Annotated in this window: 20 protein-coding genes; 4 read left to right on the forward strand and 16 right to left on the reverse strand. The window is 59.3% G+C overall.

Annotated elements, in window-relative coordinates; translation table 11 throughout:
• The first annotated feature begins 21 nt into the window (after window positions 1–21).
• Window positions 22–927, forward strand: coding sequence for a TauD/TfdA family dioxygenase (locus tag J4D52_RS20120; protein ID WP_053276945.1), 906 nt, complete (start codon window positions 22–24; stop codon window positions 925–927).
• 147 nt (window positions 928–1074) lie between these two features.
• Here J4D52_RS20120 and J4D52_RS20125 read toward each other — a convergent pair whose 3' ends face one another.
• Together J4D52_RS20125 and J4D52_RS20130 are read right to left on the reverse strand one after the other, a co-directional pair.
• Window positions 1075–2691 (reverse strand): alkaline phosphatase family protein, encoded by a 1617-nt coding sequence (locus tag J4D52_RS20125; protein ID WP_102676438.1) that lies wholly within the window; start codon window positions 2689–2691, stop codon window positions 1075–1077.
• Window positions 2692–2882: 191 nt separating this feature from the next.
• Window positions 2883–3827 (reverse strand): LysR family transcriptional regulator, encoded by a 945-nt coding sequence (locus J4D52_RS20130; protein WP_102676437.1) that lies wholly within the window; start codon window positions 3825–3827, stop codon window positions 2883–2885.
• A gap of 155 nt (window positions 3828–3982) precedes the next feature.
• Here J4D52_RS20130 and J4D52_RS20135 point away from each other — a divergent pair, with 155 nt between their 5' ends.
• Window positions 3983–6352, forward strand: a complete 2370-nt coding sequence (locus J4D52_RS20135; RefSeq protein WP_102676436.1) for a TonB-dependent receptor — start codon at window positions 3983–3985, stop codon at window positions 6350–6352.
• 119 nt (window positions 6353–6471) lie between these two features.
• Here the strand turns inward: J4D52_RS20135 and J4D52_RS20140 are convergent, their stop codons facing one another.
• From J4D52_RS20140 to J4D52_RS20205, 14 genes are all read right to left on the reverse strand, one after another.
• Window positions 6472–7140: a hypothetical protein gene (locus tag J4D52_RS20140; RefSeq protein WP_102676435.1), complete on the reverse strand. Its 669-nt coding sequence runs from the start codon at window positions 7138–7140 to the stop codon at window positions 6472–6474.
• Window positions 7141–7391: 251 nt separating this feature from the next.
• Window positions 7392–7754, reverse strand: a complete 363-nt coding sequence (locus J4D52_RS20145; protein WP_039967585.1) for a hypothetical protein — start codon at window positions 7752–7754, stop codon at window positions 7392–7394.
• A gap of 28 nt (window positions 7755–7782) precedes the next feature.
• Window positions 7783–8451, reverse strand: coding sequence for a hypothetical protein (locus J4D52_RS20150; protein WP_124302441.1), 669 nt, complete (start codon window positions 8449–8451; stop codon window positions 7783–7785).
• 35 nt (window positions 8452–8486) lie between these two features.
• Complete coding sequence (locus tag J4D52_RS20155; protein ID WP_102676433.1) at window positions 8487–8912, reverse strand: hypothetical protein; 426 nt, start codon at window positions 8910–8912, stop codon at window positions 8487–8489.
• A 164-nt stretch (window positions 8913–9076) separates the two neighbouring features.
• On the reverse strand, window positions 9077–9298 hold the full coding sequence (locus J4D52_RS20160) for a hypothetical protein (RefSeq protein WP_028683873.1): 222 nt from the start codon (window positions 9296–9298) through the stop codon (window positions 9077–9079).
• A gap of 432 nt (window positions 9299–9730) precedes the next feature.
• Window positions 9731–10150 carry a hypothetical protein gene (locus tag J4D52_RS20165; protein ID WP_124302442.1) on the reverse strand — a complete coding sequence of 140 codons (420 nt, stop codon included), beginning with the start codon at window positions 10148–10150 and terminating at the stop codon, window positions 9731–9733.
• A gap of 262 nt (window positions 10151–10412) precedes the next feature.
• Complete coding sequence (locus J4D52_RS20170) at window positions 10413–10688, reverse strand: hypothetical protein (RefSeq protein WP_102676432.1); 276 nt, start codon at window positions 10686–10688, stop codon at window positions 10413–10415.
• Window positions 10689–11434: 746 nt separating this feature from the next.
• The gene (locus tag J4D52_RS20175; protein WP_241189837.1) at window positions 11435–16078 is read right to left on the reverse strand and encodes an RHS repeat-associated core domain-containing protein; all 4644 of its coding nucleotides are present in this window, start codon (window positions 16076–16078) and stop codon (window positions 11435–11437) included.
• Window positions 16078–16815: a DUF4123 domain-containing protein gene (locus J4D52_RS20180; protein ID WP_102676431.1), complete on the reverse strand. Its 738-nt coding sequence runs from the start codon at window positions 16813–16815 to the stop codon at window positions 16078–16080. Before J4D52_RS20180 ends, J4D52_RS20175 begins: the two co-directional genes overlap by 1 nt.
• A complete protein-coding gene (gene tssI / locus J4D52_RS20185) occupies window positions 16805–18847 on the reverse strand; it encodes a type VI secretion system tip protein TssI/VgrG (protein ID WP_025808491.1) in 2043 nt (680 codons plus the stop codon). Before tssI ends, J4D52_RS20180 begins: the two co-directional genes overlap by 11 nt.
• 134 nt (window positions 18848–18981) lie before the next feature.
• Entirely contained in the window at window positions 18982–19500 is a 519-nt protein-coding gene (locus J4D52_RS20190) for an Hcp family type VI secretion system effector (RefSeq protein ID WP_007925756.1), read from the reverse strand.
• Between the two features lie 312 nt (window positions 19501–19812).
• Complete coding sequence (locus J4D52_RS20195; protein WP_102676430.1) at window positions 19813–21042, reverse strand: CynX/NimT family MFS transporter; 1230 nt, start codon at window positions 21040–21042, stop codon at window positions 19813–19815.
• Complete coding sequence (locus J4D52_RS20200) at window positions 21029–21490, reverse strand: nucleoside deaminase (protein WP_102676429.1); 462 nt, start codon at window positions 21488–21490, stop codon at window positions 21029–21031. The genes J4D52_RS20195 and J4D52_RS20200 overlap by 14 nt, the downstream gene beginning before the upstream one ends.
• A 22-nt stretch (window positions 21491–21512) precedes the next feature.
• Window positions 21513–22172 carry an ankyrin repeat domain-containing protein gene (locus J4D52_RS20205; RefSeq protein ID WP_063427764.1) on the reverse strand — a complete coding sequence of 220 codons (660 nt, stop codon included), beginning with the start codon at window positions 22170–22172 and terminating at the stop codon, window positions 21513–21515.
• A 109-nt stretch (window positions 22173–22281) separates the two neighbouring features.
• On the opposite strand from J4D52_RS20205, the gene J4D52_RS20210 reads away from it, so the two are divergent.
• Window positions 22282–23139 carry a LysR family transcriptional regulator gene (locus J4D52_RS20210; RefSeq protein WP_025808487.1) on the forward strand — a complete coding sequence of 286 codons (858 nt, stop codon included), beginning with the start codon at window positions 22282–22284 and terminating at the stop codon, window positions 23137–23139.
• Window positions 23140–23515: 376 nt separating this feature from the next.
• Window positions 23516–24334, forward strand: coding sequence for an energy transducer TonB (locus J4D52_RS20215; protein ID WP_102676428.1), 819 nt, complete (start codon window positions 23516–23518; stop codon window positions 24332–24334).
• The last annotated feature ends 37 nt before the right edge of the window (window positions 24335–24371 follow it).

Here is a 24371-nt window from a genome sequence, read left to right on the forward strand (position 1 = left end):
AGTCAGACGAGGGTCTACCCGATGAGCAATGCCGCACTAGCCGTTAAACCCGCTGTTCATGCGCTTGAGATCCATCCGGTGGCCGGCCGCATCGGCGCCGAGATCCGTGGCGTGCAACTCTCCGGCGAGCTGGACGCCGCCACGGTGGAAGCCATCCAGCAGGCGCTGGTGGACTACAAGGTGATCTTCTTCCGTGGCCAGGCCCACCTCGACGACCAGAGCCAGGAGGCCTTCTCCCACCTGCTCGGCGAGCCGGTGGCGCACCCCACCGTGCCGGTGCGCGACGGCACTCGTTACCTGCTCGAACTGGACGGCGCCGAGGGCCAGCGCGCCAACTCCTGGCACACCGACGTGACCTTCGTCGATGCCTATCCGAAGGCCTCGATCCTGCGTTCGGTGGTGGCCCCGGCCTCCGGTGGCGACACGGTCTGGGCCAACACCGCCACCGCCTACAACGAACTACCGGCGGAGCTGCGCGAGCTGGCGGACAAGCTCTGGGCGGTGCACAGCAACGAATACGATTACGCCGGGGCCAAGCCGGACGTGTCGGCGGAAAAGCTGGAGCGTTATCGCAAGGTGTTCACCTCCACCGTCTACGAGACCGAGCACCCGCTGGTGCGCGTGCACCCGGTGAGCGGTGAGAAGAGCCTGGTGCTCGGGCATTTCGTCAAACGCATCAAGGGCTACACCCAGGCCGATTCGGCGCACCTGTTCAACCTGCTGCAAAGCCATGTCACCCGCCTGGAAAACACCGTGCGCTGGCGCTGGACCGCGGGTGACGTGGCGATCTGGGACAACCGCTCGACCCAGCATTACGCGGTCGACGACTACGGTACCCAGGACCGCATCGTGCGCCGCGTGACCCTCAAGGGCGACGTGCCGGTGGGTGTGCACGGGCAGCGTAGCCAGACTATCAAGGGGGTGTGACGGAGGGGGCGCACGGCTAAAGGCCGGCGGTGGGTTTGAAATTTTCGCGGGCAAGTCGGATCGCCGCCCGCTCGCTCCTACAGAAGAAGACCGTGAGCTTCTGTAGGAGCGAGGCTTGCCCGCGAGAGGACCCTTGAAACCGCCGCCTCACCACACCCCGATCTGCACCACCTTTTCCGCCTCCGGTTCGCCATAACGAAACCGCTGTCCACGCAGGTCGATCTCTTGGTGGCTGATGGTGGTCCGCCGCTTCAGCCCGCGCAGCCAGTCGAACAGATAGCCCAGATGCTCCTCGCGCACCGCCGCATAGGCCGGGTCGGCGCCGAGGTCGTGGAGTTCCTGGGGGTCGTTGTGCAGGTCGAACAGCTGTGGGCGGAAGCCGTCGTAAGCCAGGTATTTCCAGCGCTCGCTGCGCACCATGGTCATGCGGCAGCGGTCGATGGGTTGTGCCAGGCGCTCGCGGGCCGGGGCCTGGAACGCGTAGTCGTATTCGCTGATGGCGTAGCGGCGCCAGTCGCCCGCCGTGCCGTGCAGCAGCGGGATCAGCGAACGGCCTTCCAACCGGTGTTCGGCGCCGGGCAGCCCCAGGGCGTCGAGGAAGGTCGGCAGGGTGTCGATGGTTTCCACCAGGCGCTCGTCCACCGTGCCGCGGCTGATATCCGCCGCCGCCCGTGGGTCGCGCACGATCAGCGGCACGCCCACTGCCGGCTCCAGCAGGAACTCCTTTTCCCCCAGCCAGTGATCGCCGAGAAAGTCGCCGTGGTCGCTGGTGAACACAATCAAGGTGTCGTCCCAACGCCCGCTGCTCTGCAGGAAATCGAACAGGCGCCCGAGCTGATCGTCCACCTGCTTGATCAAGCCCATGTAGGTCGGCACCACGTTCAGGCGTACCTCATCGCGGGAGAAATTCTGGCTCTCCTGGTGCTGGCGAAAGGCAGCATATACCGGGTGGTCGCTGGCCTCGTCGGCGGCGGCGCGCACCGGGGCGATAACCTGCTCGGCGCTGTACAGCGCGTGGTAGGGCGCCGGCGCGATATAGGGCCAGTGCGGCTTGATATAGGACAGGTGCAGGCACCAGGGCTGTTCACCCTGCTCCTTGATGAAGTCGAGGGCGCGGTCGGTGGTGTAGACGGTCTCCGAATGCTGCTCGGGGACGCGGGCCGGCAGGTGGGCGTTGCGCATTTTCCAGCCGCTGAGGATTTCACCCTGTTCACCTTCGGCGGCGTTGGCCCAGTCGTGCCAGGGGTTGCGCCCCTGGTAGCCCTGTTCGCGCAGGTAATGGGTGTAGGGCGCCGACTCGCGTTTGTCGTCGAACAGTGGGCTGTCGGGGAAGATCCCGTCGTGACGCAGGTAGGGTTCGAAACCGACCTCGTTGAGGGCTTCGGCCTGCTGGCTCTCGGGGTCGATCGCCAGGCGTTGCAGGGCATCGAGGTTGGGCGTGGCGTGGGTCTTGCCTACCAGCGCGGTGCGGATGCCGTGGGGGTTCAGGTAGTCACCGATGGTCAGCTCTTCCAGGGGCAGCGGCACGGCGTTCCACGCCACCTGGTGGCTGCTGACATAACGCCCGGTGTAGGCCGACATCCGCGACGGCCCGCAGATGGTGCCCTGGGTGTAGGCGCGGCTGAAGCGCACGCCGGCGGCGGCCAGGCGGTCAATATTCGGCGTATGCAGATGGGGGTGGCCGTAGCACGACAGGTAATCGCGACGCAGCTGGTCGCACATGATGTACAGCACGTTGCGCACGGGTTGGGCGGGGTTGGACATGGGGTTCACCGATCGAAAGACAGGTGAGGGTTTTCGCTTTCGCCGGGCGTAACGACAAGCGCATTTGGCGCATGGTTTTTATGCGGGTTGTGCATGGGGCTTGAGGGCCTCATCGCGGGCAAGCCTCGCTCCTACAAAAGCACGCGCAATCTTCTTCTGTAGGAGCGAGGCTTGCCCGCGATTGGGCCGGATCAGACTGCGAAGTTCTCCAGGGAACACACATCCTCATCCAGCGCGTCGGTGCGCTTGATCTCCTCGATCATCTCCTCGGCCAGCGGCGACAGCCGGTACCCGGCGCGGCTGACGATGCCGTAGCGGGTGTACAGCTCCTCCAGGTCGTCGGCCAGGCCCTCAATCTTCAGGCACACCAACTCGCCCCGGGCGTTGTGCAGCGCATCGCTGTAGGCGCCGATGATGCCGATCGCATCCGAGCGCATCACCACGCCGAGCAGGCTGTAGCTGTTCTCGCATTCCACATTCGGGATGAAGTCCGGCCGGCCGCTGAGATCGACCACGACCTTGCGCAGGTTCGGCGGGCGGATGGTCGCGGCCAGTGGGTAACTCATCAGCTCGGCGGCGCTGACGCTTTCCTGCCGGGCCAGCGGGTGCCCGGCACGGCAGCAGAAATGCCATTTGCGTGGGCGCAGGCGCTGGGTCAGGTAATCCGGGTTGGCTTCGAACTGCCGGGTGTCGGCGACGAAAAATTCGAACTCTTCGCTGAGCAGGCGCTTGCTCAGGGTTTGCCAGTCATCCACCTGGAATTGCACCCGCGCCTTGGGGTAACGCCCGATAAAGCTGCCGATGGCCCGCGGGATCAAGCCCGCTGCCGGCGCCGGCCCGCAACCGAAGCGCAGCTCGCCCGCCTCCAGGCCATTGAACTGGCTGATCTCGTTGGCCAGTTGCTGCGCGCCGCTGACCAGCCGCCGCGCATGTTCGAGCAGCACCAGCCCCTGTTTGGTCGGCGCTAGGTCCTTGCGCCCGCGATCCACCAGTTGGCAGCCGACGCTGTGCTCCAGGGCCTGGATGCTGCGGCTGAAGGCCGATTGCGACAGGTTCACCGCCAAGGCGGCCGCGACAAAGCTGCGCTGTTCGGCGAGGGCGATGAAGTGACGGAGCTGGCGCAGATCGATATGCATTTTTCACATTGAAAATATCGGGGAAATGCATTGGCTATGCATTAGGTCGACTCTTTATAAAGGCAATCTCTTATTCCGTAAATCTTATTAAAAACATAAATAAATAACTTAAAAGAATATACGGATCAGTCTGTTTTTTTGCCCTGGAGCCGCCCATGAGCCCGTTGAACCTTGCGTCCCCCATTTCGCCCCGACGGCTCAAGCGCCTGCCGCTGGCCCTGCTGCTGGCCGGTAGCGCCGGCTGGTCCCACGGCTATGCCGCTGACGCCGAAACGCCCGCCGAGGCCCCGGCCAAGGCCAATGCCGCCCGGCCCGCCGCCAGCGGCCAGCTGGAAACCGTGACCGTGACCGCGCGGCGTCGCGAGGAGAGCGCCCAGGACGTACCGACGCCGATGAGTGTGATCGGTGGCCAGGCCCTGGAGAGCCAGCGGATCTATCGCATCCAGGATCTGCAGCAGCTGGTGCCGAGCGTCAACGTCGCCTACATGCACGCGCGCCAGTCCAGCGTGTCGATCCGCGGCCTGGGCAACAACCCGGCCAGCGACGGCCTGGAAGGCAGCGTCGGGCTGTACATCGACAACGTCTACCTGGGGCGGCCGGGCATGGCGGTGTTCGACCTGATGGATATCGAGCAGCTGGAAGTGCTGCGCGGTCCCCAGGGCACGCTGTTCGGCAAGAACACCACCGCCGGGGTGATCAACATCAGCACTCGTGCGCCGAGTTTCACCCCCGAGCGCAGCATCGAGACCTCGGTGGGCGAGGACGGCTACTTCCAGACCAAGGGCACCATTTCCGGGCCACTGAACGACGAGCTGGCCGGGCGTTTTTCGGCCTATCGCACCCGCAGCGACGGCGATATCAAGAACGAACACGACGGCCATGACCTCAACGGTGGCTCGCGCCAGGGCTTCCGTGGCCAGCTGTTGTTCAAGCCCAACGAGAACTTCAACCTGCGCTGGATCGGCGACTACAACGAAGAGGATTCCAGCGCCGGCACCCGGGTGCTGTACAGCACCGGGCCGACCATCAATGGGGTCAACCAGTACCAGTCGCGGGCCACCGCGGCCGGCGCCACCCTGGTCGACGGCACGCACCGCAAGGTCAACCTGGACAACGATCAGCACGTCACGGTGTTCCAGGGCGGCACCTCGCTGGAGGCCAACTGGACCCTGCCCAGCGACTTCACCCTGACCTCGGTCAGCTCCTACCGCTGGTGGGACTTCACCCCGCGCAACGACGACGGCCTCAACGTGCCGGCCAGCTATAACGCCGGGGTCTCGGTGGAAGATAAGCAGTGGTCCCAGGAATTCCGCCTGGCATCGCCCACGGGCGGTTTCTTCGATTATGTGCTCGGCGCCTACTACTTCGGCTCCGACCTCGATAACAAATCCTTCAGCTATTACGGACCCAAGGCGGACATCTGGAACGGCACGCCCACCGGCGCCCTGAACAACGTCACCAGCATCGGCAACGGGCATATCCGCACCGACAGCTTCGCGCTGTTCGCCCAGGGCACCTGGCACCTCACCGAGCGCCTGGATTTCACCGCCGGCCTGCGCGGTACCTATGAAGAAAAAAGCGCCTGGGTGACCCGTAACGCGCCAGTGGGTGGCGCCGCAGTGACCGGTGCCGCGGCCACCGCGCGGCGTGGGCGAGCCGGGGCCTACGACTCCGGCGACCTCAACCAGTACAGCACCAGCCCCTCGGGCCTGCTCAACCTCAGCTACCGCTTCACCGATGATTTGCTGGGCTACGCCACCCTGTCCCACGGCGAGAAGTCCGGCGGGGTCAACCTCGCGGTCGGCTCGGCGCCCACCGCCGGCGCCGACTCGCTGCTGATCGGCACCGAGCGCGCCAACAACGCCGAGCTGGGTTTCAAGAGCACCCTGTGGGACAAGCGCCTGCAACTCAACGCCAACCTGTTCTGGACCCAGGTCAATGGCTACCAGACCAACGCCTACGACGCCAACAACCGTGTGCAATACCTGACCAACGCCGGCTCGGTGCGCTCACGGGGCGTGGAATTCGAAAGCACCCTGATCCCCCTCCGTGGCCTGACCCTCAACCTCAACGGCTCCTACAACGATGTGCGCTACCTGTCCTACAAGGACGCGCCATGCCCTCCCGAAGTCAGCCTACGCCCGGGTGCCCCGGCCTCCTGCGACCTCAGCGGCCACCAGGTGGTCGGCGCCTCGAAATGGATCGGCAACGCCAACGGCGAATACAAATGGAACCTGGACAACGGCCTCGAACCTTACGTCACCGGCAGCTACGCCTTCCGCTCCAAGGCCGTCGGCACCGTCGAGGATTCCGACTACAGCCAGATCCCCAGCTACGCGGTGGTCAACCTCTCCACCGGGCTACGTGGCAACTATGAGCAAGGGCAGTGGGACGTATCGCTATGGCTGAAAAACGCCTTCGACAAGACCTACTACACCACGCTGTGGTCGGGGGGGAATGGCGGGTATGAGGGGCTGCTGGGCACGCCACGAACCCTTGGCGTGACCGGCCGCTACGACTTCTGACCGGATGACCTGTGCTTCTGTAGGAGCGAGGCTTGCCCGCGATGCAGGCGCCTCGGTGTGCCAGGGTTGATGCTATCGCGAGCCATCGAGCGTCTACCGGCCGCTCCTACAGAAGAGGCTTACTTGCAGCTGTAACCATCAGGCATGGTCACCGTGTAATTGCGCTGCACCCGGTCGCGGAAATCCAGGTTCTGCAGGCCTTGTTGAACCACAAAGGCCTCGACCTTACCGTCCTGGCAATCGTCGTTCTGCGACGACACCCGCAGCAGATACACCGCACGCCTGCTGGCCTCATCCCTGGCCGTCACGGTAAAGGTGGTCAGCCTGGCGTAACCGGTCCGCTCCGAAGTGCCCACCGGGCCATAGCTGGTGTTGGGCGTACTGGTGCAGACCAGCTTGTCCTTTTTCTTGCCATCCTTGCACACCGTGGAGGTGCTGTTCTGCACCTGCCCATACTCGGTAGCGGTATAGCGATAAGTCACCTTCTTGCTGCCGATATCCAGCGTCACCGTCATCTTGATCGGCGCATGCTTCTTCGGCAGCGTCGCCTCGGTAAACACCTCCCGAAACCCCTGATCCTTCATGGCATTGACCATGTCGCGCAGGTAATAACGGGCATTGAGCGCATGCTCGTCATTGCCCTGGGTAACCGTCACCAGCACCAGCGCCTGCCGATCAAATTGATAGTCCGGATCCGGCGTGCCATTGAGCGCCACGTCGAGCTTGGTGGCGCAGCCAGTCAGCAGAATGGAAAGCAGGAACAGCGGGTAAAGCATGTATCGAGTCATGGGATCTTCGTTGTGCAGCGGTGGATGGGATAGGGATTAGACGGATGAAGGCTGGGATAAACAAATGCGGGGCGGGCAGAGCAGTAGGTTCGACAGTTTTTTCGTAGTGAAAGACGGCTGACTTGTGAGCGGGATTCCCGTCGAGCATGGGCAGCGGGTGAAGCATGAGCAGTGTGCAGAGGCAGCTAGGGTAGTGTTCCCGTCAGTCTCAGCATCCCTGTCATCGCTGCGAGTTTGATGTTGGCTACTGATTAATCTTCCGTTGAAAATTTTGCTTTCAATATTTTGCATTTTAGCAAAATGCTTTCACGGTCTGACATGGCGTTATTGTCGCACCAGTTGCTGATGGCGGAGACTCCGTCAGAAAATGAAAGCACTACATGCTCGCCCATGAACTCGAATGCTATTCCTTCTTTTAGGTATTCGGGGATGTTTTCAAGGTCTTCATCAGTGCTGATAAAGACTCCAGACATTTCTATACCGAAACCTTCTGAGGCTATGAGTTTGTCCAAGGCTATCGGTAGAAAGCTTGAATTGTTTAGGGAGGAAGAGTCTTTAAGGTCGAGCAAACAGTTGTGGATAATGCTTCTTTGACTGAGCGTCAGTGTATTCATTGGCCTGTACTACTGGTTGAGTTTTATATCAGTCGCATTGAGTGATGATGTAGACTCGATCATCAACATCTTCTGTTCTACTTCCAAAGAAATAAATTTCGTTCTGGTTGAATAACGTATAGTTTCTTTTTATTCGGGGCTTGCTTTTGCCAAAGATATCCATTTCTTGCTGTGCAGGGGCGGTGTCAATAATCGGAAATGACTGTTCTCCGCGTACTTGAAATAAAAAGTCCAAGGCCATTCCCTTGTACTGGGCTGGTGTCTCATCACCCATGAGCCACTTGGGCTTATCACCAGCCCAACCGAACACATCACTGCCTTTACTATGACTAAACGCTAAAGGAGTCATTGCGATCCGTGTCGGATAGTCACTCGCATAGGTCTTTTCTTCATTCCTGAAAAGAAGGGCTGCAAAATATTTTTGGTAGTCCCTTAAGAAGCTGTCAGGAATTGTTGCCCCGAATAGTGGGGGCTTGAGCATTTCAGGAATCGTATGGTCTTCGTTGAAGTCGTCAGTCGCGGCAAAAATACTTAGTGTGTGGTCATGTAGTGAGTGAGCCTCTGGAAATTGCAGAGTGAAGTAAAAGCTCATCAAGCTGCCGTTTGGGCTCTTGGGGATGCTCACTCCGTGGGGAAGGGCTGGTTTTCCTCCGATGTATGAAGCGGATTCGGTTTCGGGAACTTTGTTTAGGTACATGGTTTTTAGTTAAGGTTTGTCTTTGGAAGTGGGTATTATTGATTTTTAACTGTGTTGATGCTCTTTTTGTATGATTGAGATAAGTGCACGCAGTCGTGGTTGTCTACGTATATTAGGAAGTTAAGTGTTGCATCGGTTATCCAAAAAGGGAAGCCGGTGGTCTCGGAAAATAGAGTTTTTAAGTCCTTTGAAGTCTTCAGTTCCCATGCATGAGTTTGGTTGTCACGAACTATTAGTACTGGGCTCTCTAAGTATTGCAGTTGGTCAACTGTTCTCCAGAAGTCAGGGTCGTGCTCTTTTTGAGGGTTTATCATGTTTGCCGGATCAAGCTCTTTTGCTTGAATGAAAAAGGTTGTTTTTATGTCTGAGATTGGTTTTGTTAAGTTTTCTGAGGATAATTTCTCATAGGCGATTTCTTGTTCTTTGAGTACTGCATCGATTTCATTGGCTAAGTAGTTCATTGGGAAGCTCCAATTCTTGCACGTGAGATAGGCTTGGAACATCGGTTCTGTTGAATTCTTCGTCCAACCCTTTATGCATCTGTTGATAGGAGGTCCCCGGAGCATTCCGGGGAGGCTGGCACCAAATAGACTAGCGCGGCGTTAGGCATTAGCGTGGAGGCTACTTATCCATACATATATAAAAGTTCATCGATCAGTTCCAGTTCTTGTTGCGTGAACTGCACGTTATTGAACCGTCGAATGTCTTCCAACACTCCTCTGATGGGTACTTGCCGCGACGGATCCTCAACGATTTCGATCAGACGTTCATAATCGGGGTCTCTTCCCTTGAGGTATTTTTCGCTCAGTTCTTTGAGAGATAAGCGGGCCTGTTGGTCGGTAAGCACTTTTATTTCTCCGGTAAAATAGTGACTTCACCCACTTTAATGACAGTGGGGTTACCCGGTTTCGGGATGAGTTGTTGCGAGCCACCCGTTCCGTATTTTGGCAGAAGTCGATGCGTTCTGTAGGAACGTCTATGAAAAATCGCGGCGTTTTATCTGGTATACGCTTGATCTTGATTTTGGATATAAGTTCTTGAAAATGAAAAGATCAAGAAGCACTTCATGTAATGTGCTAACCGGGCAGGTACGTTTGGGGGAGATCGATAACTATAGTCCCAGCTCGCATACATCGTTGTCGAAGGTAAGGTTTTTATGTATAGCGTCAGTTATTGGGATGTGTATATCTTGAACTCTTCAGCCGGTTCTGTTTGATTTTGAGGGATAGCAATTTCAATTGCTGTATTTTGAATGCTAGATTCCTCCGTGAGACGTAGATTATTTGTTTTCTGTATTGTGTTTTTTTAACATTTCCTCAGACCCATCCCAGTTTGGGGGAGTTGCCCAGTTTGTATTTTTCTTTTTGCCTAATATCAGGCCGACTAGCTTTTCTTCATTAGAGAAAATTCTCCCGGCCCAATTATTGCTGTCAATAAATCGCATGGAAATAATTGTGCCAGGCGATATTTTTCTTAATTCGTTTATAGGGTCTTTGACGCCTGGGATTTGCATGTTTGAATTGTTGGCTATATTTTTTTGTATGCATATTTCGTCGCTATAAGCCTTGCTTGTTTTCTTTATTATGTAATCGTTCTTGTAAGAGAAGTCTTCGTTGATCTCGTTGCTGATGCTTTCGGCGGAGCTGTTTAGAGTTTCTGATAAGCTAAAGCTATTTTTTAATAATTCTAGTAGTTTCATGGTTTAAATACCTCAATATCGTTCTGGCGAAGATTTTTCAGAAGAACTTCTTGTTCGCCCCAGCGATCATCAGAGTACTACCACCCGGTAGGCTGACGCCGATCAGGCGATGTCGCTGACCAGTTTCTGGCCCACGCCGCGGCGTTTGCGGCTGAGATTGCCGAAGGTGTCGTAGCAATATTTGCGTTGGTTGCCGTTGAAAGATCAGCGCAGGTCGTCACGCTGCGCTGATAAGGCATTGCTGATTTTTTAAAGAACGGGGTTAAGCGTTCAGAGCTTGATCCTGCAATCTGCGGCCGATGACATCCATCAGGTCACAGCCGTCGCGGAGTGGGATGACGATCACTCGCGACAAATCTTGTAGCAGTAGCGGGTCGCTGTTGAAGTTTTCGGTTAGAGAAATTGTTTCAAGTAGTTGGGTGACGCATCGAATACGGTATGCGGCGGTGTCATGCAGCACATCGATGGGGGCTTGTGTGTCGACCAGCAGCGAAGGAAAGTTGTTGTCGATTCCTGTGATGGGCATGTAGCGAGACATAGATGATCTCCTGGGTCAGTTTCAGAAACTGCCTGCATCACTTCCACATGAGGGGTGGCAGTTGTACACGGGTGTGGAAGACCGAGGATCCAGGAACCCGGCGCACTCGAAAGTGCCCCGCATACAACCGCCATAATTTAACAGCATGTAAAAGACATGCTTAATGGAGGTTCTTTCACTTGGATCTCAAAGGGCTTCCACACCCTTGTCACTGATTTGCAGCGACTTGAAGATCCTATCTGCCAGACTAAATCCATACAAGCTGGCCAAAGTTGATTCGTTCTGTAGGAAAATTCTATTTTAAAAAATTCAATAAGCAAGAAATCTTGGGTGCTAACAGTCTTTGGAATAGACTGCCTAAAAGGTAGCCTTTTAATATAATTTTGTATTTAAGCTAGGAGGATAGGATTCTACATATGTAGTGGTTGCCATCGCTCAGCCAAAATATGCGCATCGCCTCTAGTATGGTCGAATCTTTTTTTAAGGCCGATATAGCATCTTCGCGTAATGGATGGTCTTGCTCTTCATCGCGATAATACTCATATAGGCTGGAAATCAATATACATGCTATTGCAGCACGAACCCCCCAGCTATCATCCATTGCCAATAGAATTTTGATAGCAGGAGCCACTAGCTTTGAGTCTGAGAGAATGAACTCCCAATCTTGCCCCATTGCGTCTAACGGTAGCCCCAGAAGAGTTGATACAACTTCTCGCTCACTAGCTGAAGCCCCATAATATTCCATATCAGTTCTCCCCAGGGAATGCTGTAATCAACTTGCCATTTCCCTTTCTCACGATAGTTGCTTTTGAAATAAGGGTGAAAGTACCATCGGGATTTACTAACCGAGCAGGGACGTGGGACGGTAGATCGACAACTATAGTCCCAGTTCCCGGAACGCTATTGATAAACTCGGCAGCGGCGGCATCATCTATCCATTGGCCATTTGCACGTCCCATGGCAGCAGAGCGGCGCTTCAAAAATTCTGTGTTGTTTTGTCCATGCTTGGTAAACGCATGACCAAATATATTTTCATCATAAGGATTAATGGGCTTTGCATCACCCTCATCCACCTTTGACTTCGCTGTTGGGGCTTCACCGGCATTTGGTTTGCAATCATCTCCACCAGGACATTCTCCGTTCAACCCCAACGGATCCACCCACCCCGTGGGGTTAGGCACGTACTGGTAGTTGTTCAACCCCCCCGCCAGCTTGATCGGGTCCGGGGTCAAGAACCGTCCAGAACTCGGATTGTAGTAGCGATGGCGGTTGTAGTGCAGCCCGGTTTCCGTATCGAAATACTGCCCTTGGAAACGTAGTGGGTTGTCGATTTCGGAAACGTCCAGCGCTGCCAGGTTGCCATACGCCCGATACTTCGCCGACCACATGATCTCGCCGCTATAGGCGGTCAGTTCCTGCGGCGTGCCGAGGTGGTCGAGTTGGTAGTAGAACGGTGTAGCCTGCGTCGGGCCTTCGCCATCGAGCATGGCCAGCGGGCGGAAGGTGCCGGGTTCGTAGAGGTAAGTGCGATAGCGGTTTTCACCACTCTCGGCGATCAGCCGTTCTCCCTGCCATAGGAACTCGGTAGTGCGGCCATCAACGGTTTTGGCGATGCGGCGGCCGAAGGCGTCGTACTTGTAGGTCGCGGTGCTGCCACCGGGCAGGCTCACGCCGATCAGTCGATGCTGGCAGTCGTACTGATATTCCGTGACCAGCTTTTGACCCGCACCACGACGTTCGCGGCTGAGGTTGCCGAAGGCGTCGTAGTCGTAGTGGCGGTCGCCTTGCATCAGCAGGCGGTTGCCTTTGACGTTGGCCAGGTTGGCCGTGGGTTGGTCGCCCTGGCCTAGAAGGTTACCGGCCGGGTCGTGGGCAAAGCTCTCTGGTGTTGCACCGCGCACGTTGATCAGGCGATCCAGCGGGTCGTAGTGATAACGCAGGTTGCCCTTGCGGCTGTCGTCGATGCCGGCGAGGTTGCCGTTGGCGTCGTAGGCATAGGCGCGGCGGTAGAGGTTGTGGTGCTGGCCGTGCTGTTGCTGGCTGACGCTGTGGGCTTGCAGGCGGCCTTGTTCGTCGTACTGGTACTGGCTGAGCAGCAGGCCCTGTTGGCGCTGCTGTTCGCGGCCGGCGCTGAACTGGTGGCTGGTCAGGCGCGAGCCGTTGAGGTCGATGCTGCTGAGCTGGCCGCCGGGTGCATGACGGTAGTCGAGCTTGCTGCCGTCAGGCAGACGGCAATGGCTGAGCTGGCCGAGCTTGTCGTACTCGTAGCGCAGGGTGCCCCAGCCCTGGTGTTCGGTGATCAGGCGGTCTTGCAGGTCGTATTCGTAGGCCAGCGGCCAATGCCCGTCGTCGACACCCACCAGGCGCCCTAGGGCGTCGTAGCTGTAGTGAATCTCTTCGCCATCGGCTAGGGTTTTCACCAGCAGCCGGCCAGCGGCATCGCGCTGGTATTCGGTGACCAGCTCGCTGCCGTCGTCGCCGAACTCGGTTTTCTTCAGCAGCTTGCCATTGAGGTCATAGGCATAGGCGGTGCTGCGCCCGTCGAAGCCGGTTTCCTGCTGGATCAGGCCGTTGGGGTAGTAATCCAGGTGGTACTGTTCGCCGCGCTCGTTTTCGATATCGGTGAGCAGCAGGCGCGCGTTGTCGTAGCGATAACGCAGCTGGCTGCCGTCCGGGTTGATGCGGCGGCTGACCAGGTGCAGGTTGTCGGCGTATTCGTAGCGGGTGATGCGGCCCAGCTCGTCGCGTTCGGCGGTGACTTTGCCGTAGGCGTTGTAGCTGAAGGCGCGGGTGGCGCCACCGGGCAGGGTGATCTGTACCAGGCGGTTGGCGGCGTCCCACTGGTAGTGGGTGATGGCGCCGCTTTCGTCCTGGCGGGTGATTTGCCGGCCGAGGGCGTCGTAGCGGTATTTGCGCTGGCCACCGTCGGGCAGGCGTTCTTCCAGCAATTGGCCGAGGCCGTTCCAGCCTAGTTGATGGCGGCTGCCGTCGGGGTGACGAATATCCAGCAGGCGGCCCTGTCGGTCGTAGCTGTAGTGGGTGGTGTTACCGTGTGGGTCTATCTGTTGGGTGATATCACCTTGGCTATTGCGCTGATATCTCCATAGGGCATTGCCACGTTGGATTTCTGTGACATAACCATTGGTGTAGTCATACAAGGTGGGCTCGTCTTCTGGGGGAATGACGACCTCTAGTTTCCCGGCCTCGTTGTATTGATATTCGGTGACTGCTCCGAGTGGATCTTTTTCTGCAATTAGCCGACCCTTTTCATCGTAGATGTTGAGATGCTCAGCACCATTCGGGTCGACTTTGCTGATCAAGCGCGCCTGACTGTCATGGGTATAAATCTCTTCACTGCCATCGGTATCCACGACGGTGACGCTGCCTTTATCGTCCCAGAGGTAGCGCTGATCCATCTGTGAGAAGTTGGCCCAGTGGCGGGTACAACGTGCCGATTTGCCCTCGCGCTCCCACTCCCAAAAAAAGCTTGCACCTCCCGCTAACTGGCGCTCAAGAATGACGTTTTGTTCGTCATAGGCATAACGCTCTGTTTCACCCGCAGCGTTTTTTGCCGCTATCAGGCGATGCTGTGCATCGTAGCTGTAACTGATCAGGGTTTGAACGGTGCTCCAAGCATCTTCCAGGGTGTCCGCTGGAGTGAAATGCTGATAATCGATTGCGACGATAAGTGTTCGGTCGTAACGCAGCAGTAGGGCGCGTCCGGCGCCATTGTCGATACGTTTGATCCGCCCCTGAATATCGCGGCTGATATTTAGGCGATTTTCATAGTTGTCACTAATGGCGAATAGCGTGGCGCCTTTGCTGTTATAGCGGAAGTGGTAAAGGCGCGGATGCTCACCGGCCTGTGTAAGGATCAGTTCTGATGGATCTCGGCCGAGGAAGATTGCAGCTTTGGACAGGCTATTAGTAATAGCTGGGCGCTGCTGGTTAGGCATTGGGAAGCTGGTGATGCGATTTTCGTGATCGGTCCAAATGATGTCGTCACCGCTGATCTCCAAGCGTTGCGCTAGAGCGTGACTCCAGCCGTAACCGAGCCCACAGTCGACTTCTGCAGCGCTGGTGCGATATAGACGGGTCCAGGCAAATGGCATGAGGCCATCGAGTTGACCATCTGTCAGTGTCAGCAGTTCTTCGCCAGTGACCATTGAAACCGGACAGCCGCGAACACGGGTTTCACTGGAACTCGCGACTTTTTTATCGTCGTGACTGGTTGACTGTCTGGGTTGATCGTCTAAGTGTGGCGTCTCTTTTACCTTGGCATGATTCTGACGGTCCCAGTTAATTCTTACTTTACCCCTTTCAAACGTACCTACTGCAGATCGAGTGGCGAGTTTTTTGTAGACCTCAATCTTCTCCATGAAGATTTTCAGAAGCTTGACGATAGCCTTCACAAAACTGACGGCTGTCTCGACGATTTTTGTTCCATATTTCGCCAGTCGGGCCATCAGGTAAGGAATGCCTGCCCCTTCCGCTGCGAACGTCAGGATAATCACCAATATGAGATCGATCAGAATCGTGACGACCACACTAGATAGTTGTTCAGCGACTTGTCCTGTAATCAGCGTCGGTGGTAGCTCAATCAGCCAGATTGCGGCGGTTTTAATCAATAAAAAGAGTGCTGCCTGGTCGCTGGCTAGAAGCATTAGCTTCTCCATGGCAGCTGGTGTTTCTTTGGCGAGCTTGATCAGATCAGCAGCATCCTGACCAATTTCATCAGCGAATTCTCCAGGGGCTTTCAGTATTTCAAAGATGCGCTTGATGCCGTCAAAAGCACCTTTAATTGCATTCCAGCTACCATTAAAGAAGCCTTCAAGCTGGGCCATATAGATAGTTGGAACCGTTTGGTTCGGCCAGAGCGGCCTATATTTTTTCCATTCATCTTCCAACCATGCTTTCAGGTCGAAAGTTAGAGTGTCGTACGAGGTGAACAGTTCGGTTACCTGTTCCTGGGTGACCTTGCTTTGGACGCGGACATAATATTTTTCCCCGGGCTTTCCTGCATACACCCCTTTGCCTTGGTCATCCAGTGTGAGAGGGACGGCCGTCCCACCTTTTACAGGCACAATTTCGACTGTGATGTTTCCAACAGGAATGTCGTAAACCGATACGAATTTGCTTTCGATCAATAATTTCCCATTGCGTGGACATTCAGCAACGGCGGACGAAAAACCAGTATCGTTCATGCTGACTTTGGTACTGGTACTACCGAGTTTGACAACTCGGTTCATTCCAAATATCGCTGGCCAGTCAAAAAATTGAGGGAGCTGATCCAGAGTCTGGGCTGCCTTGGTTTCGACCAATTTTCGATAGGTTTTTAAGCTGTTATCGAAGTTCTTCAGTTCTTCGTCAATAAAGGCAACGCGATCCATCAGCCTTGCTCCAGAATCAGGTGGTTAAGCAGTGCTTCGTTAAGGGCTTTCGGGGCATCGGGGCGGCGCACGAAGTGGGCGACCTTGTGGCGCAGCACGGCCTCCGGGAAAGCGTCGTACAGGTCTGGGCGTTCCTCGCTCAGCCATTGCATCAGGTTGTCGATCAGGGTGGTCGGGTCTTTCTTGGCCAGTTGATCGAGCAAGGCCTTGGGTACTTCCCACCACGGCCACTCTTTGACCCTCGGCACCGGGCGTGTGCCAGTTTCCAGGGTTTGGCCGTTGATCCAGTAGCGGGTGAAGACCGGCAGCACTTCACCGGCGGCGGCACCGAGGCCTTCCAGAATCGGATAAATATGCCGCCCATCCCAAAACCTGAAAAACACCTCGGCGCCGTCCGGCATCTTCACCTGGGTCAGGCTGCGCAGGTGTTCGAACACCACCGGCGGTTCGCAGTTGGAGACGGCGAGCCAGCCCCAGTCGTCGGCGTCGGTGGTGGCGATCCAGTCGAGGAAGGGGGCGTTCGGTTTGAGTTCGACGAGGTAAGGCATCACCGGCTTCCAGTCGGCGTAGGGCGTGCCGCTCCAGAGGGCGGTCAGGCCACTGGCGCCCTGGGTCTGGTAGAAGTCCTTGAGCGGGTCGGCGTCGCTGGCGTTGCTGATGACCAGGTACAGGCGTTCGTCGGCTTGCAGCGGCTGCTGGGCGAGCCAGGCTTGGGGTGTCAGGCGATCAGATGGCACAGGCACCGTCCTTGCACTTTTCGCACTCTTCGCAGAAAGGCGCATTGCGTTTGAGGGTGTTGATTTGCGCCGGGGTCAGCAGGGCGCCGGCCTTGTCGGCGTCGGCCTGCTTCAGCACGCCGGGCATCAGGGGGGCGGCGCCGGAGCCGCTGCCCGGGCCGCCGCCGGAGTTGACCTTGACCTGCGGGCCGCTGATGGTCACGCCGCCAGCGTCGAGCTTGATAAAGCTGCCGCCGCCCTTGAGGGTCAGCTCGCTGCCGGCTTCCATCACGACCTTCACCCCGGCATTGAGGTGGATCTCCTGGCCGGCTTCGATGAACTGCCCGGTGCCGATCTTGATGTGCTGGTTGGCGCCGACGGTAAGGTGGTCGCTGGCGCGGGCTTCGACCTTGCGGTCGGCGTGCACGGTGTGGTGTTCCTCGGCCTTGAATTCGCTGTAGCTGTTGGCCTCGACCGTGTCGTGGCGCTCGTTGCCGACGCGGATCTTCTGGTCGTGCTCGACGTTCTCGTCCCAGTCGCGCTGGGCGTGCAGGAAGATCTGTTCCTGGCCCTTCTTGTCCTCGATGCGCAGCTCGTTGTAACCGCCGCCGCCAGGGGAGCTGAGGGTCTTGAAGGTGCTGCGGGTCTTGTGCGCCGGCAGCTCATAGGGGACGACGTTTTCCTTGTGGTACAGGCAGCCGCTGATCAGCGGCTGGTCGGGGTCGCCCTCGAGGAAGGTCACCAGCACTTCCATGCCGATCCGCGGGATGGCGATGCCGCCGTACTGGGCGCCGGCCCAGGCCGAGGACACGCGCAGCCAGCAGCTGGTCTTGTCGTCCGACTGGCCTTCGCGGTCCCAGTGGAACTGCACCTTGACCCGGCCGTACTGGTCGCAGTGGATCTCTTCGCCCTTGGGCCCGGTGACCACCGCGCTCTGGCTGCCGAGGATGCGTGGTTTCGGATGCAGCAGCGGCGGCCGGTTGGGCACGTCCCAGGGCGTGGCCTGGAAGCGGTTGCGATAGCCCTGGTGGAAATCGTCCTTCAGGGCCGTGGTGTCGCTGGTCACCGACTCTTCCAGCACCTGCGGCTGCTTGCCTTCGTGGACGATCTCGGTGAGCAGCCAGAGGTCGTTCCATTGCGCTTTCGGGTGTTCGCTCAGGGCCAGGAAATGGCCGCTGACCAGCAGCGGCTGGTCGCTTTTGCCCTCGGCCAGCCGGTAGTCGCTGCGGTGGCGTTCCAGGGCGCGCTTGGCCAGGTGCTTACCACGCTCGCGATCGACGAAACGGCCGGGGTAGTCGTAATCCTCGAGGTCCGGCTTGAACTCGCTCTTGGCGTCGCTCTCCAGGGTCAGGCGCGGTTTCTCGAAGTCGTAGTCGCGGCGGGTGGTGCGGCTGGTGCGGGCCTCCAGGCGCAGGTCGAAGCGCTTGATCACCGGGTCGTTGGCGACCATGCCGGAGTCTTGCTGATAGGCCACTGGCGCCAGTTTCGGGAACACCGTCTGGTCATCGCCGAAGACGATCTTGTGGCTGTCGGCGCTGTGCTGGAAGTGGTAGTGGATACCTTCTTCCTCGCACAGGCGCTGGATGAAATGCAGGTCCGATTCGTCGTACTGCACGCAGTAGATGCGCTCGGGATAGATCGAACCCAGCTGGAACTGGTAGGCATTGCTTTGGATGCCGTGTTCTTCGAGGACCTGGCCGATGATTTTCGGCACCGTGAGGTTCTGGAAGATGCGTTGGTTGATGCGGTGCGCGAGGTAGGCCAGGTGGGGGCGCACGGTCACCGAGTAGCGGGTCAGGCGCTTGCCGGAATCGCCCTGGGCGACGCGGTAGATCTGCCCATGGATGCCGGTGCCGTTCTGCGCCAACTGCAGGAAGGCCGGTTTGTGCAGCAGGCTTTCCAGGTCCAGGGCGGCCTGGGCGCTGACCAGCTCGACCTCGAAGGCAAAGGGCTGGCTGATGGCTTCCCGTCCGGTGAAGGACAGTACCTGGAGGTCGTTGGAAAGACCTTCGACGGTCAGGCTGAAGTGGGTCTGATTGGCCGGCGCGAACATCCCTTGTTCCTCGTGCAGTACTGCCGCGTGGGTCGAGCCCGGGGCCGGGCGCCGACGAACGCAAGAAATCCCTTATGGCGTAAACAACATCGACCAGCAGAGCTGGCCGATGTTGGTGTAACGGTCGGCCGGACTTAGCCCGCGACCGGGGAACGCCAGTCGTCGGAACCGGAAGTACCGGAGACTTCGTGGGTCCAGGTGATTTTGCGGTAGGTGAAGTGCACGTCTTCCAGGTGGGTGAAGTGCGAGTTCGATGGGTCCTGGCAGTTGTGCATGTAGTCTTTGATGTCGACGATGATCGCGTCTTCCAGGGTGGTGGTGTAGTAGTGCTCTTGGGTGCCGGCGGCGGAGGTGCGGTACCACTGGATTTCGATCTTGGTCAGACGCTCACCGGAGGTCAGGGCAGCCAGCAGCAGTGGCGAAGCCTTGTCGAATACTTTGGTGATGACCACTGGTTTGTGAACGCGCTGGCCGGTTGGCTGGCCGGACTGCGGGTCACGCGGGATGATCACTTCGTGCTGGAAACCCTGAACCATGACCTGGTCTTCGTGGCCTTCCTGGTAGGTGTTGCCAACGGAGTCAGCGGTGAAGGCACCGGCGGTGATCAGACCTTGTTTGGTACCGGTGATGGACATATACGCTGGTGTAGCCATGGATGCTCTCCTTGCTAAAAAATAAAGGTGCCCGGTGGGACGAATCGCCCGGTTGGGTGCCCTGGTAGATATCAAGGAGCGTGCCAGGAGCTGGAAGCGCCTTATGGATCAAGGGCTTCAGGTGATTTTGGAGATCGGTGACAGTATTTCCCGGGCGAAAGCCGCTGAAAGTGCGCAACTTCTTGCGCAGTGCTGTGCAAGAAGTTGCGCACTCGGCTGCATGGCACGGTTTATAAAGCCCTTGAGCATCTGCTCACAGAGTTATCCACAGCCAGGTGCGCAAGAAGTTGCGCATGATGGCCATGGGCCTTGTCAGGCGGAGGTCGAGGTGCTTCCCGTGGGTATCGGTTGTGGTGCCACGGTTGTCGACTGCGACTCCCGGTAGCTGGAGGGGCTGAATACCCGGGTCAACACCAGCATGGCCAGCACGGTCAGGATCAGTACCCACCAGGCGCTGATGAAGCTGCCGGTGAGTTCCCGCAGCCAGCCGGTCATCCACGGCGACACGGCGTTGATCAGGAACCCCACCCCTTGCACGAAGGCCGCCAGTTGCCCGGCTTCCCGGGGATCGCGACGGTGGTCGAGGGTGAGGATCAGGCTCAGGGCGAAACAGGCGCCGAGGCCGAAGCCGATCAGCGCCATCCACAGCTGCGGGGCCTGCAGCGGCCACAGCACCAGGCCGCTGAAGCCCAGGGCCTGGGCGCTCAGGCTGATGGCGAGCAATGGCCGACGGTCGCTCTGGCGCTGCGCCAGGGCGGGCATCAACAGCGCGGCGATGACCTGGAAGATGGTCATGAACGCCAGTAGCGAGCCGCTCTGGGTCGCGCTCCAGCCCAGCTGCAGGTAATAGGCCGGCAGCCAGGCGACCATGCTCATGTAGCCGCAGTTGACCAGGCCGAAGTACAGCGCCAGCAACCAGGCCCGACGGTTGCGCCACAGGCTGATGGAAGGGGCGTTGAGGCGCTGCCCCGACCCGGCGAAAGGCAGCAGCCACCACAACAGCAGGGCCGCCAGCGCCGGTAGCAACCATACGCCGAGCCCCGCCTGCCAATGGGCGAAGTGCGTGGCGACATGCGGGCTGAGCAATGCCGCGAGGCCGCCGCCGCCCATCAGCGAAGCCGAATAAATGCCCATGGCCAAGGCCACCCGCTGCTGGAACTGGCGCTTGATCAGCGCCGGCACCAGCGCCTGGATCAAGGCCACGCCGGCGCCGCCGAGCAGGGCGGTGGCGAGCAGGGCGCTGGCCTGGTCGCGGAGCAACCGAGCCAGGCAGGCACAGAGGATCATCAACAGGCCAAGGGCGACGCCGCGCCGTTCTCCCAGGCGGGCTTCCAGGCGCACCCCGAGCAATGCCACCAGGCCCATGCAGACCACCGGCAGGCTGGTGAGCCAGGCACTGCTCTGGAAGCTCATGCCGGTGGCGCCACGAATCTCCATCAGCAGCGGGCTGATGGAGCTGATGATCGGCCGCAGATTGAGCCCCAGGGCGATCAGCAGGGCCCAGCCGCCGAGGCGGCGCAGGCGCGACTCAGCGAGCGGCATGGCGGACCTGCCAGTCGCGGTAGATCTCGTTCATCGCCGCTTGTGGCAGGTGCTGCACCGGCAAGCGCTGGGCCGCCAGGGGCTGGGCCAGTTGTTCGTAGACCGCCGCCGTGGACAGGCCGAAGGGCGCGGCGCTGGCGTTGTCCGCGGCGAACACCGCGCGCGCCACACCGCACAGGTACATGGCGCTCAGGCACATGGGGCAGGGTTGGCCGCTGGCATAGATCACGCAGCCGTCCAGGCGTGGGCCGAGCCGCTGGCTGGCGACCCGGATGGCCAGCAGTTCGGCGTGGGCGGTGGGGTCCTGGCTCAGGTGGATCTGATTGACCGTCTCGGCCAGCACCTGGCCGTCGCGCACCAGCACCGCGCCGAATGGCCGGCCACCGGCCGCGACGTTTTGCCGGGCCAGTTCGACGGCGCGTTGCAGGTAATCCTGATCGTCTTTCATGGGGGGCTCCTTAAGGCACAAATCAGGACGCGCCGGCGTCCCGCAGCAGTTTGGCGATAGCGGTCTGGCCGCGTTTCTCCGCCTGTTGCAGAGGGCTCAGGCCAGCGTTGTCCGGCAGGTTCAGGTCGGCGCCGGCGGCGATCAACTGAGCGACTATCTGCTGGTGTGCCGGGCCGCCATCGGCCAGCACTATGGCTTCCATCAGGCAGGTCCAACCCAGGCGATTGACGTGGTCGAGGTCGACACCGGCCTCGATCAGCAGGCGCACGGTGTCGACATGCCCACGCTCGCAGGCCGGGATCAGCGCGGTGCCGCCATAGCGATTGGTGCTTTTCAGGTCGGCGCCATGGGCCAGGGTCAGTTGCAGGATCGCATTACGTCCGCTGGCGCCGGCCAGCAGGTAGGGGCTGTCGTGGATCAGGTTTTTCTGGTTGACGTCGGCGCCGGCCTCGATCAGCGCCCGGGCGATCTCGACCTGGTTGGCGGCGGTGGCCAGCAGCAACGGGCTGCTGCCGTCCAGGCCGCGCACATTGACGTCCGCGCCTTGCCGCAGCAGCGTCTGCACCTTGGGCAACTGCCCGTCGCGGACTGCTTCGAGCAGCTCGTTATCCTTTGCCATCACCACCCCCACCACGAACAGACAGATCGCCAGGACAGCGTGTTTGCAAGACAGGTAACGCATGGCACCAGGCTCCCTGTGCGGTAAATGAACGCCGAGTATGGTCAGGCGCTGATGTATTCTGAAATTAAATATAACCATGCCAATCAGTGGCATTCAGAATGGTGCTGCCATGTTCGATCCTGTGCTGCTGCGCAGTTTTGTCGCCGTCGTCGATTGCGCCAACTTCACCCGCGCCGCCGAGCGCCTGCACCTCACCCAGTCCACGGTCAGCCAGCAGGTGCGCCGGCTGGAGGAGAGCCTGGACTGCCAGTTGCTCGACCGCGACCAGCGCCGGGTGGTGGCCACCGCCGAGGGCGAGCGTCTGCTGGGGTATGCGCGGCGCATCTTGGCCCTCAACGAAGAGGCCAGCGATGTCTTGCTGCATCAGCAGAGCGAAGGCGTACTGCGCCTCGGGGTGCCGGAAGATTTTGCCGCCGAGCGGCTGATGCCGCTGTTGTCGCGCTTCGGCCAGGACCATCCCGGCGTGCGCCTGGAGGTCACCAGCGGGCTGGGCCCGGAATTGACCCGCCTCTATCGGCGCGGCGAATTCGATCTGTTGCTGGTCAAGCAGATGGGCGCCAGCGACGACTGCCTGGGGTCCTGGCCGGAACCCCTGTGCTGGGTCGACAGCCGCGCCACCCCGGCCTTTGGCCGCGATCCGTTGCCGCTGGTGGCCTTCCCGGTGGGCGGGTTGTATCGCCATGAAATGCTCCACCACCTTGAAGTCGGCGGTTGGCGCTGGCGCATCGGCTACTCCAGCGCCAGCCTGGCCAGTGTCTGCTCGGCGGTGGCGGCGGGGCTGGGCATCAGCCTGCTGCCGGTGCGGGTGGTGGCCGCCGGGCACCGCGTGCTCGATGCCGCCAGCGGCTTGCCGGACATCCAGGGCGTGCGCCTGGCGCTGTACGGACGCAGCGGGTTGAGCCGGGCTGGCAAGGCCTTGGAAAACCAGTTGTTGGAGTTGTGCGAGAGCCAGGTGATGAAGGTCTGAGGGTTCGCTTGAGCAGGCGGCCTTTTGATTCGCTTTACCGGGGGCGCCTGATTCCTTGATCGACGTTCGGTCGGTCTCTTTTTATTCCGTTACGGGTGTCACTTCGCCTCGGTTTTACCGTGGCGATGCAATGCCTTTGGCGAATATTTTCAATGCTCGAAAAGCATCGCTTTTTGACTCCTTCCCTGCAGCCCTTGATCCGTGTGGTCTGGCGCGAGATGACGGCTTTAAATATGCGATTTCGATCTATCCATAACTTTAAAGATTACTTTCGGAGATAAGTGTCTGGCGCCAATCATTCAGCCCTCGACGCTGCTCCGGGGGAGTTCGCAGGTGTGGGTCGGGTTATTCGCAAAAGACTGTAGGGAGTTAATCAATGGGCAATGTCCAGACCGCCGCCAGTGCTGCACATGAGGTGCTGTGGCGTCAGGCACCGAGCGGCGATTTGGTCGATCTCGGCCGGCCGCATCGCTTGCCGTTGGGCCAGTTGCGTCTGCAGAAGGCACCCAAGGCCGGGCTGCGGCGGCGCGAGGCGATTGCCCTCGGGGTGATTGCCCTGCTGTTGCACGGTGCGGTGATCTACTGGATCAGCCAGAAGCCGACCCCGGTATTGCCGATCGTGCCGCCGGAAATTCCACCGATGACCATCGAGTTTTCCCGGCCGGCGCCGCCGGTGGTCGAACCGCCGCCACCGCAGCCGGTACAACCGGTGGTGGAGCCACCGCCGCCGGTGGAGGACGAACTGGCGGTCAAGCCGCCACCGCCCAAGCCGATTCCCAAGCCCAAGCCGAAACCGGTCCCCAAGCCTGAGCCCAAGCCGGCGCCGAAACCGGTCCAGCAACAGCCCGCGCCGCCACAACCGGCCGCGCCTGTCGCCGCTCCGGCACCGCCCGCGCCACCGGCCCCGGCGCCCGTGACCCCGGCTTCGGCGAACGCCGCGTACTTGAAGAACCCGGCGCCGGAATATCCGTCGCTGGCCCAGCGTCGCGGTTGGGAAGGCACGGTGCTGCTGCGGGTGCATGTACTGGCCAGCGGCAAGCCCGGCGAGATCCAGATTCAGAAAAGCAGTGGTCGCCAGCAACTCGACGACGCAGCGTTATCGGCAGTCAAGCGTTGGAGCTTCGTGCCGGCCAAGCAGGGTGATGTCGCCCAGGACGGCTGGGTCAGCGTACCCATCGATTTCAAGATTCATTGAGCCTGCGCCAGGCGCTATCGCGAGCACGCTCGCTCTT

The sequence above is a fragment of the Pseudomonas sp. GW460-12-10-14-TSB1 genome, assembly GCF_017349775.1.
Taxonomy (GTDB): Bacteria; Pseudomonadota; Gammaproteobacteria; order Pseudomonadales; family Pseudomonadaceae; genus Aquipseudomonas; species Aquipseudomonas piscium.

Excerpts from the sequence above, each read along its gene's own strand:
- J4D52_RS20150 (WP_124302441.1), bottom strand. The coding sequence starts at position 8,451 with ATGTACCTAAACAAAGTTCCCGAAACCGAATCCGCTTCATACATCGGA.
- J4D52_RS20120 (WP_053276945.1), top strand. The coding sequence starts at position 22 with ATGAGCAATGCCGCACTAGCCGTTAAACCCGCTGTTCATGCGCTTGAG.
- J4D52_RS20170 (WP_102676432.1), bottom strand. The coding sequence starts at position 10,688 with ATGTCTCGCTACATGCCCATCACAGGAATCGACAACAACTTTCCTTCG.
- J4D52_RS20175 (WP_241189837.1), bottom strand. The coding sequence starts at position 16,078 with ATGGATCGCGTTGCCTTTATTGACGAAGAACTGAAGAACTTCGATAAC.
- J4D52_RS20210 (WP_025808487.1), top strand. The coding sequence starts at position 22,282 with ATGTTCGATCCTGTGCTGCTGCGCAGTTTTGTCGCCGTCGTCGATTGC.
- J4D52_RS20205 (WP_063427764.1), bottom strand. The coding sequence starts at position 22,172 with ATGCGTTACCTGTCTTGCAAACACGCTGTCCTGGCGATCTGTCTGTTC.
- J4D52_RS20140 (WP_102676435.1), bottom strand. The coding sequence starts at position 7,140 with ATGACTCGATACATGCTTTACCCGCTGTTCCTGCTTTCCATTCTGCTG.
- J4D52_RS20195 (WP_102676430.1), bottom strand. The coding sequence starts at position 21,042 with ATGCCGCTCGCTGAGTCGCGCCTGCGCCGCCTCGGCGGCTGGGCCCTG.
- J4D52_RS20190 (WP_007925756.1), bottom strand. The coding sequence starts at position 19,500 with ATGGCTACACCAGCGTATATGTCCATCACCGGTACCAAACAAGGTCTG.
- J4D52_RS20125 (WP_102676438.1), bottom strand. The coding sequence starts at position 2,691 with ATGTCCAACCCCGCCCAACCCGTGCGCAACGTGCTGTACATCATGTGC.
- J4D52_RS20130 (WP_102676437.1), bottom strand. The coding sequence starts at position 3,827 with ATGCATATCGATCTGCGCCAGCTCCGTCACTTCATCGCCCTCGCCGAA.
- J4D52_RS20200 (WP_102676429.1), bottom strand. The coding sequence starts at position 21,490 with ATGAAAGACGATCAGGATTACCTGCAACGCGCCGTCGAACTGGCCCGG.
- J4D52_RS20145 (WP_039967585.1), bottom strand. The coding sequence starts at position 7,754 with ATGAATACACTGACGCTCAGTCAAAGAAGCATTATCCACAACTGTTTG.
- tssI (WP_025808491.1), bottom strand. The coding sequence starts at position 18,847 with ATGTTCGCGCCGGCCAATCAGACCCACTTCAGCCTGACCGTCGAAGGT.
- J4D52_RS20135 (WP_102676436.1), top strand. The coding sequence starts at position 3,983 with ATGAGCCCGTTGAACCTTGCGTCCCCCATTTCGCCCCGACGGCTCAAG.
- J4D52_RS20215 (WP_102676428.1), top strand. The coding sequence starts at position 23,516 with ATGGGCAATGTCCAGACCGCCGCCAGTGCTGCACATGAGGTGCTGTGG.
- J4D52_RS20165 (WP_124302442.1), bottom strand. The coding sequence starts at position 10,150 with ATGAAACTACTAGAATTATTAAAAAATAGCTTTAGCTTATCAGAAACT.
- J4D52_RS20155 (WP_102676433.1), bottom strand. The coding sequence starts at position 8,912 with ATGAACTACTTAGCCAATGAAATCGATGCAGTACTCAAAGAACAAGAA.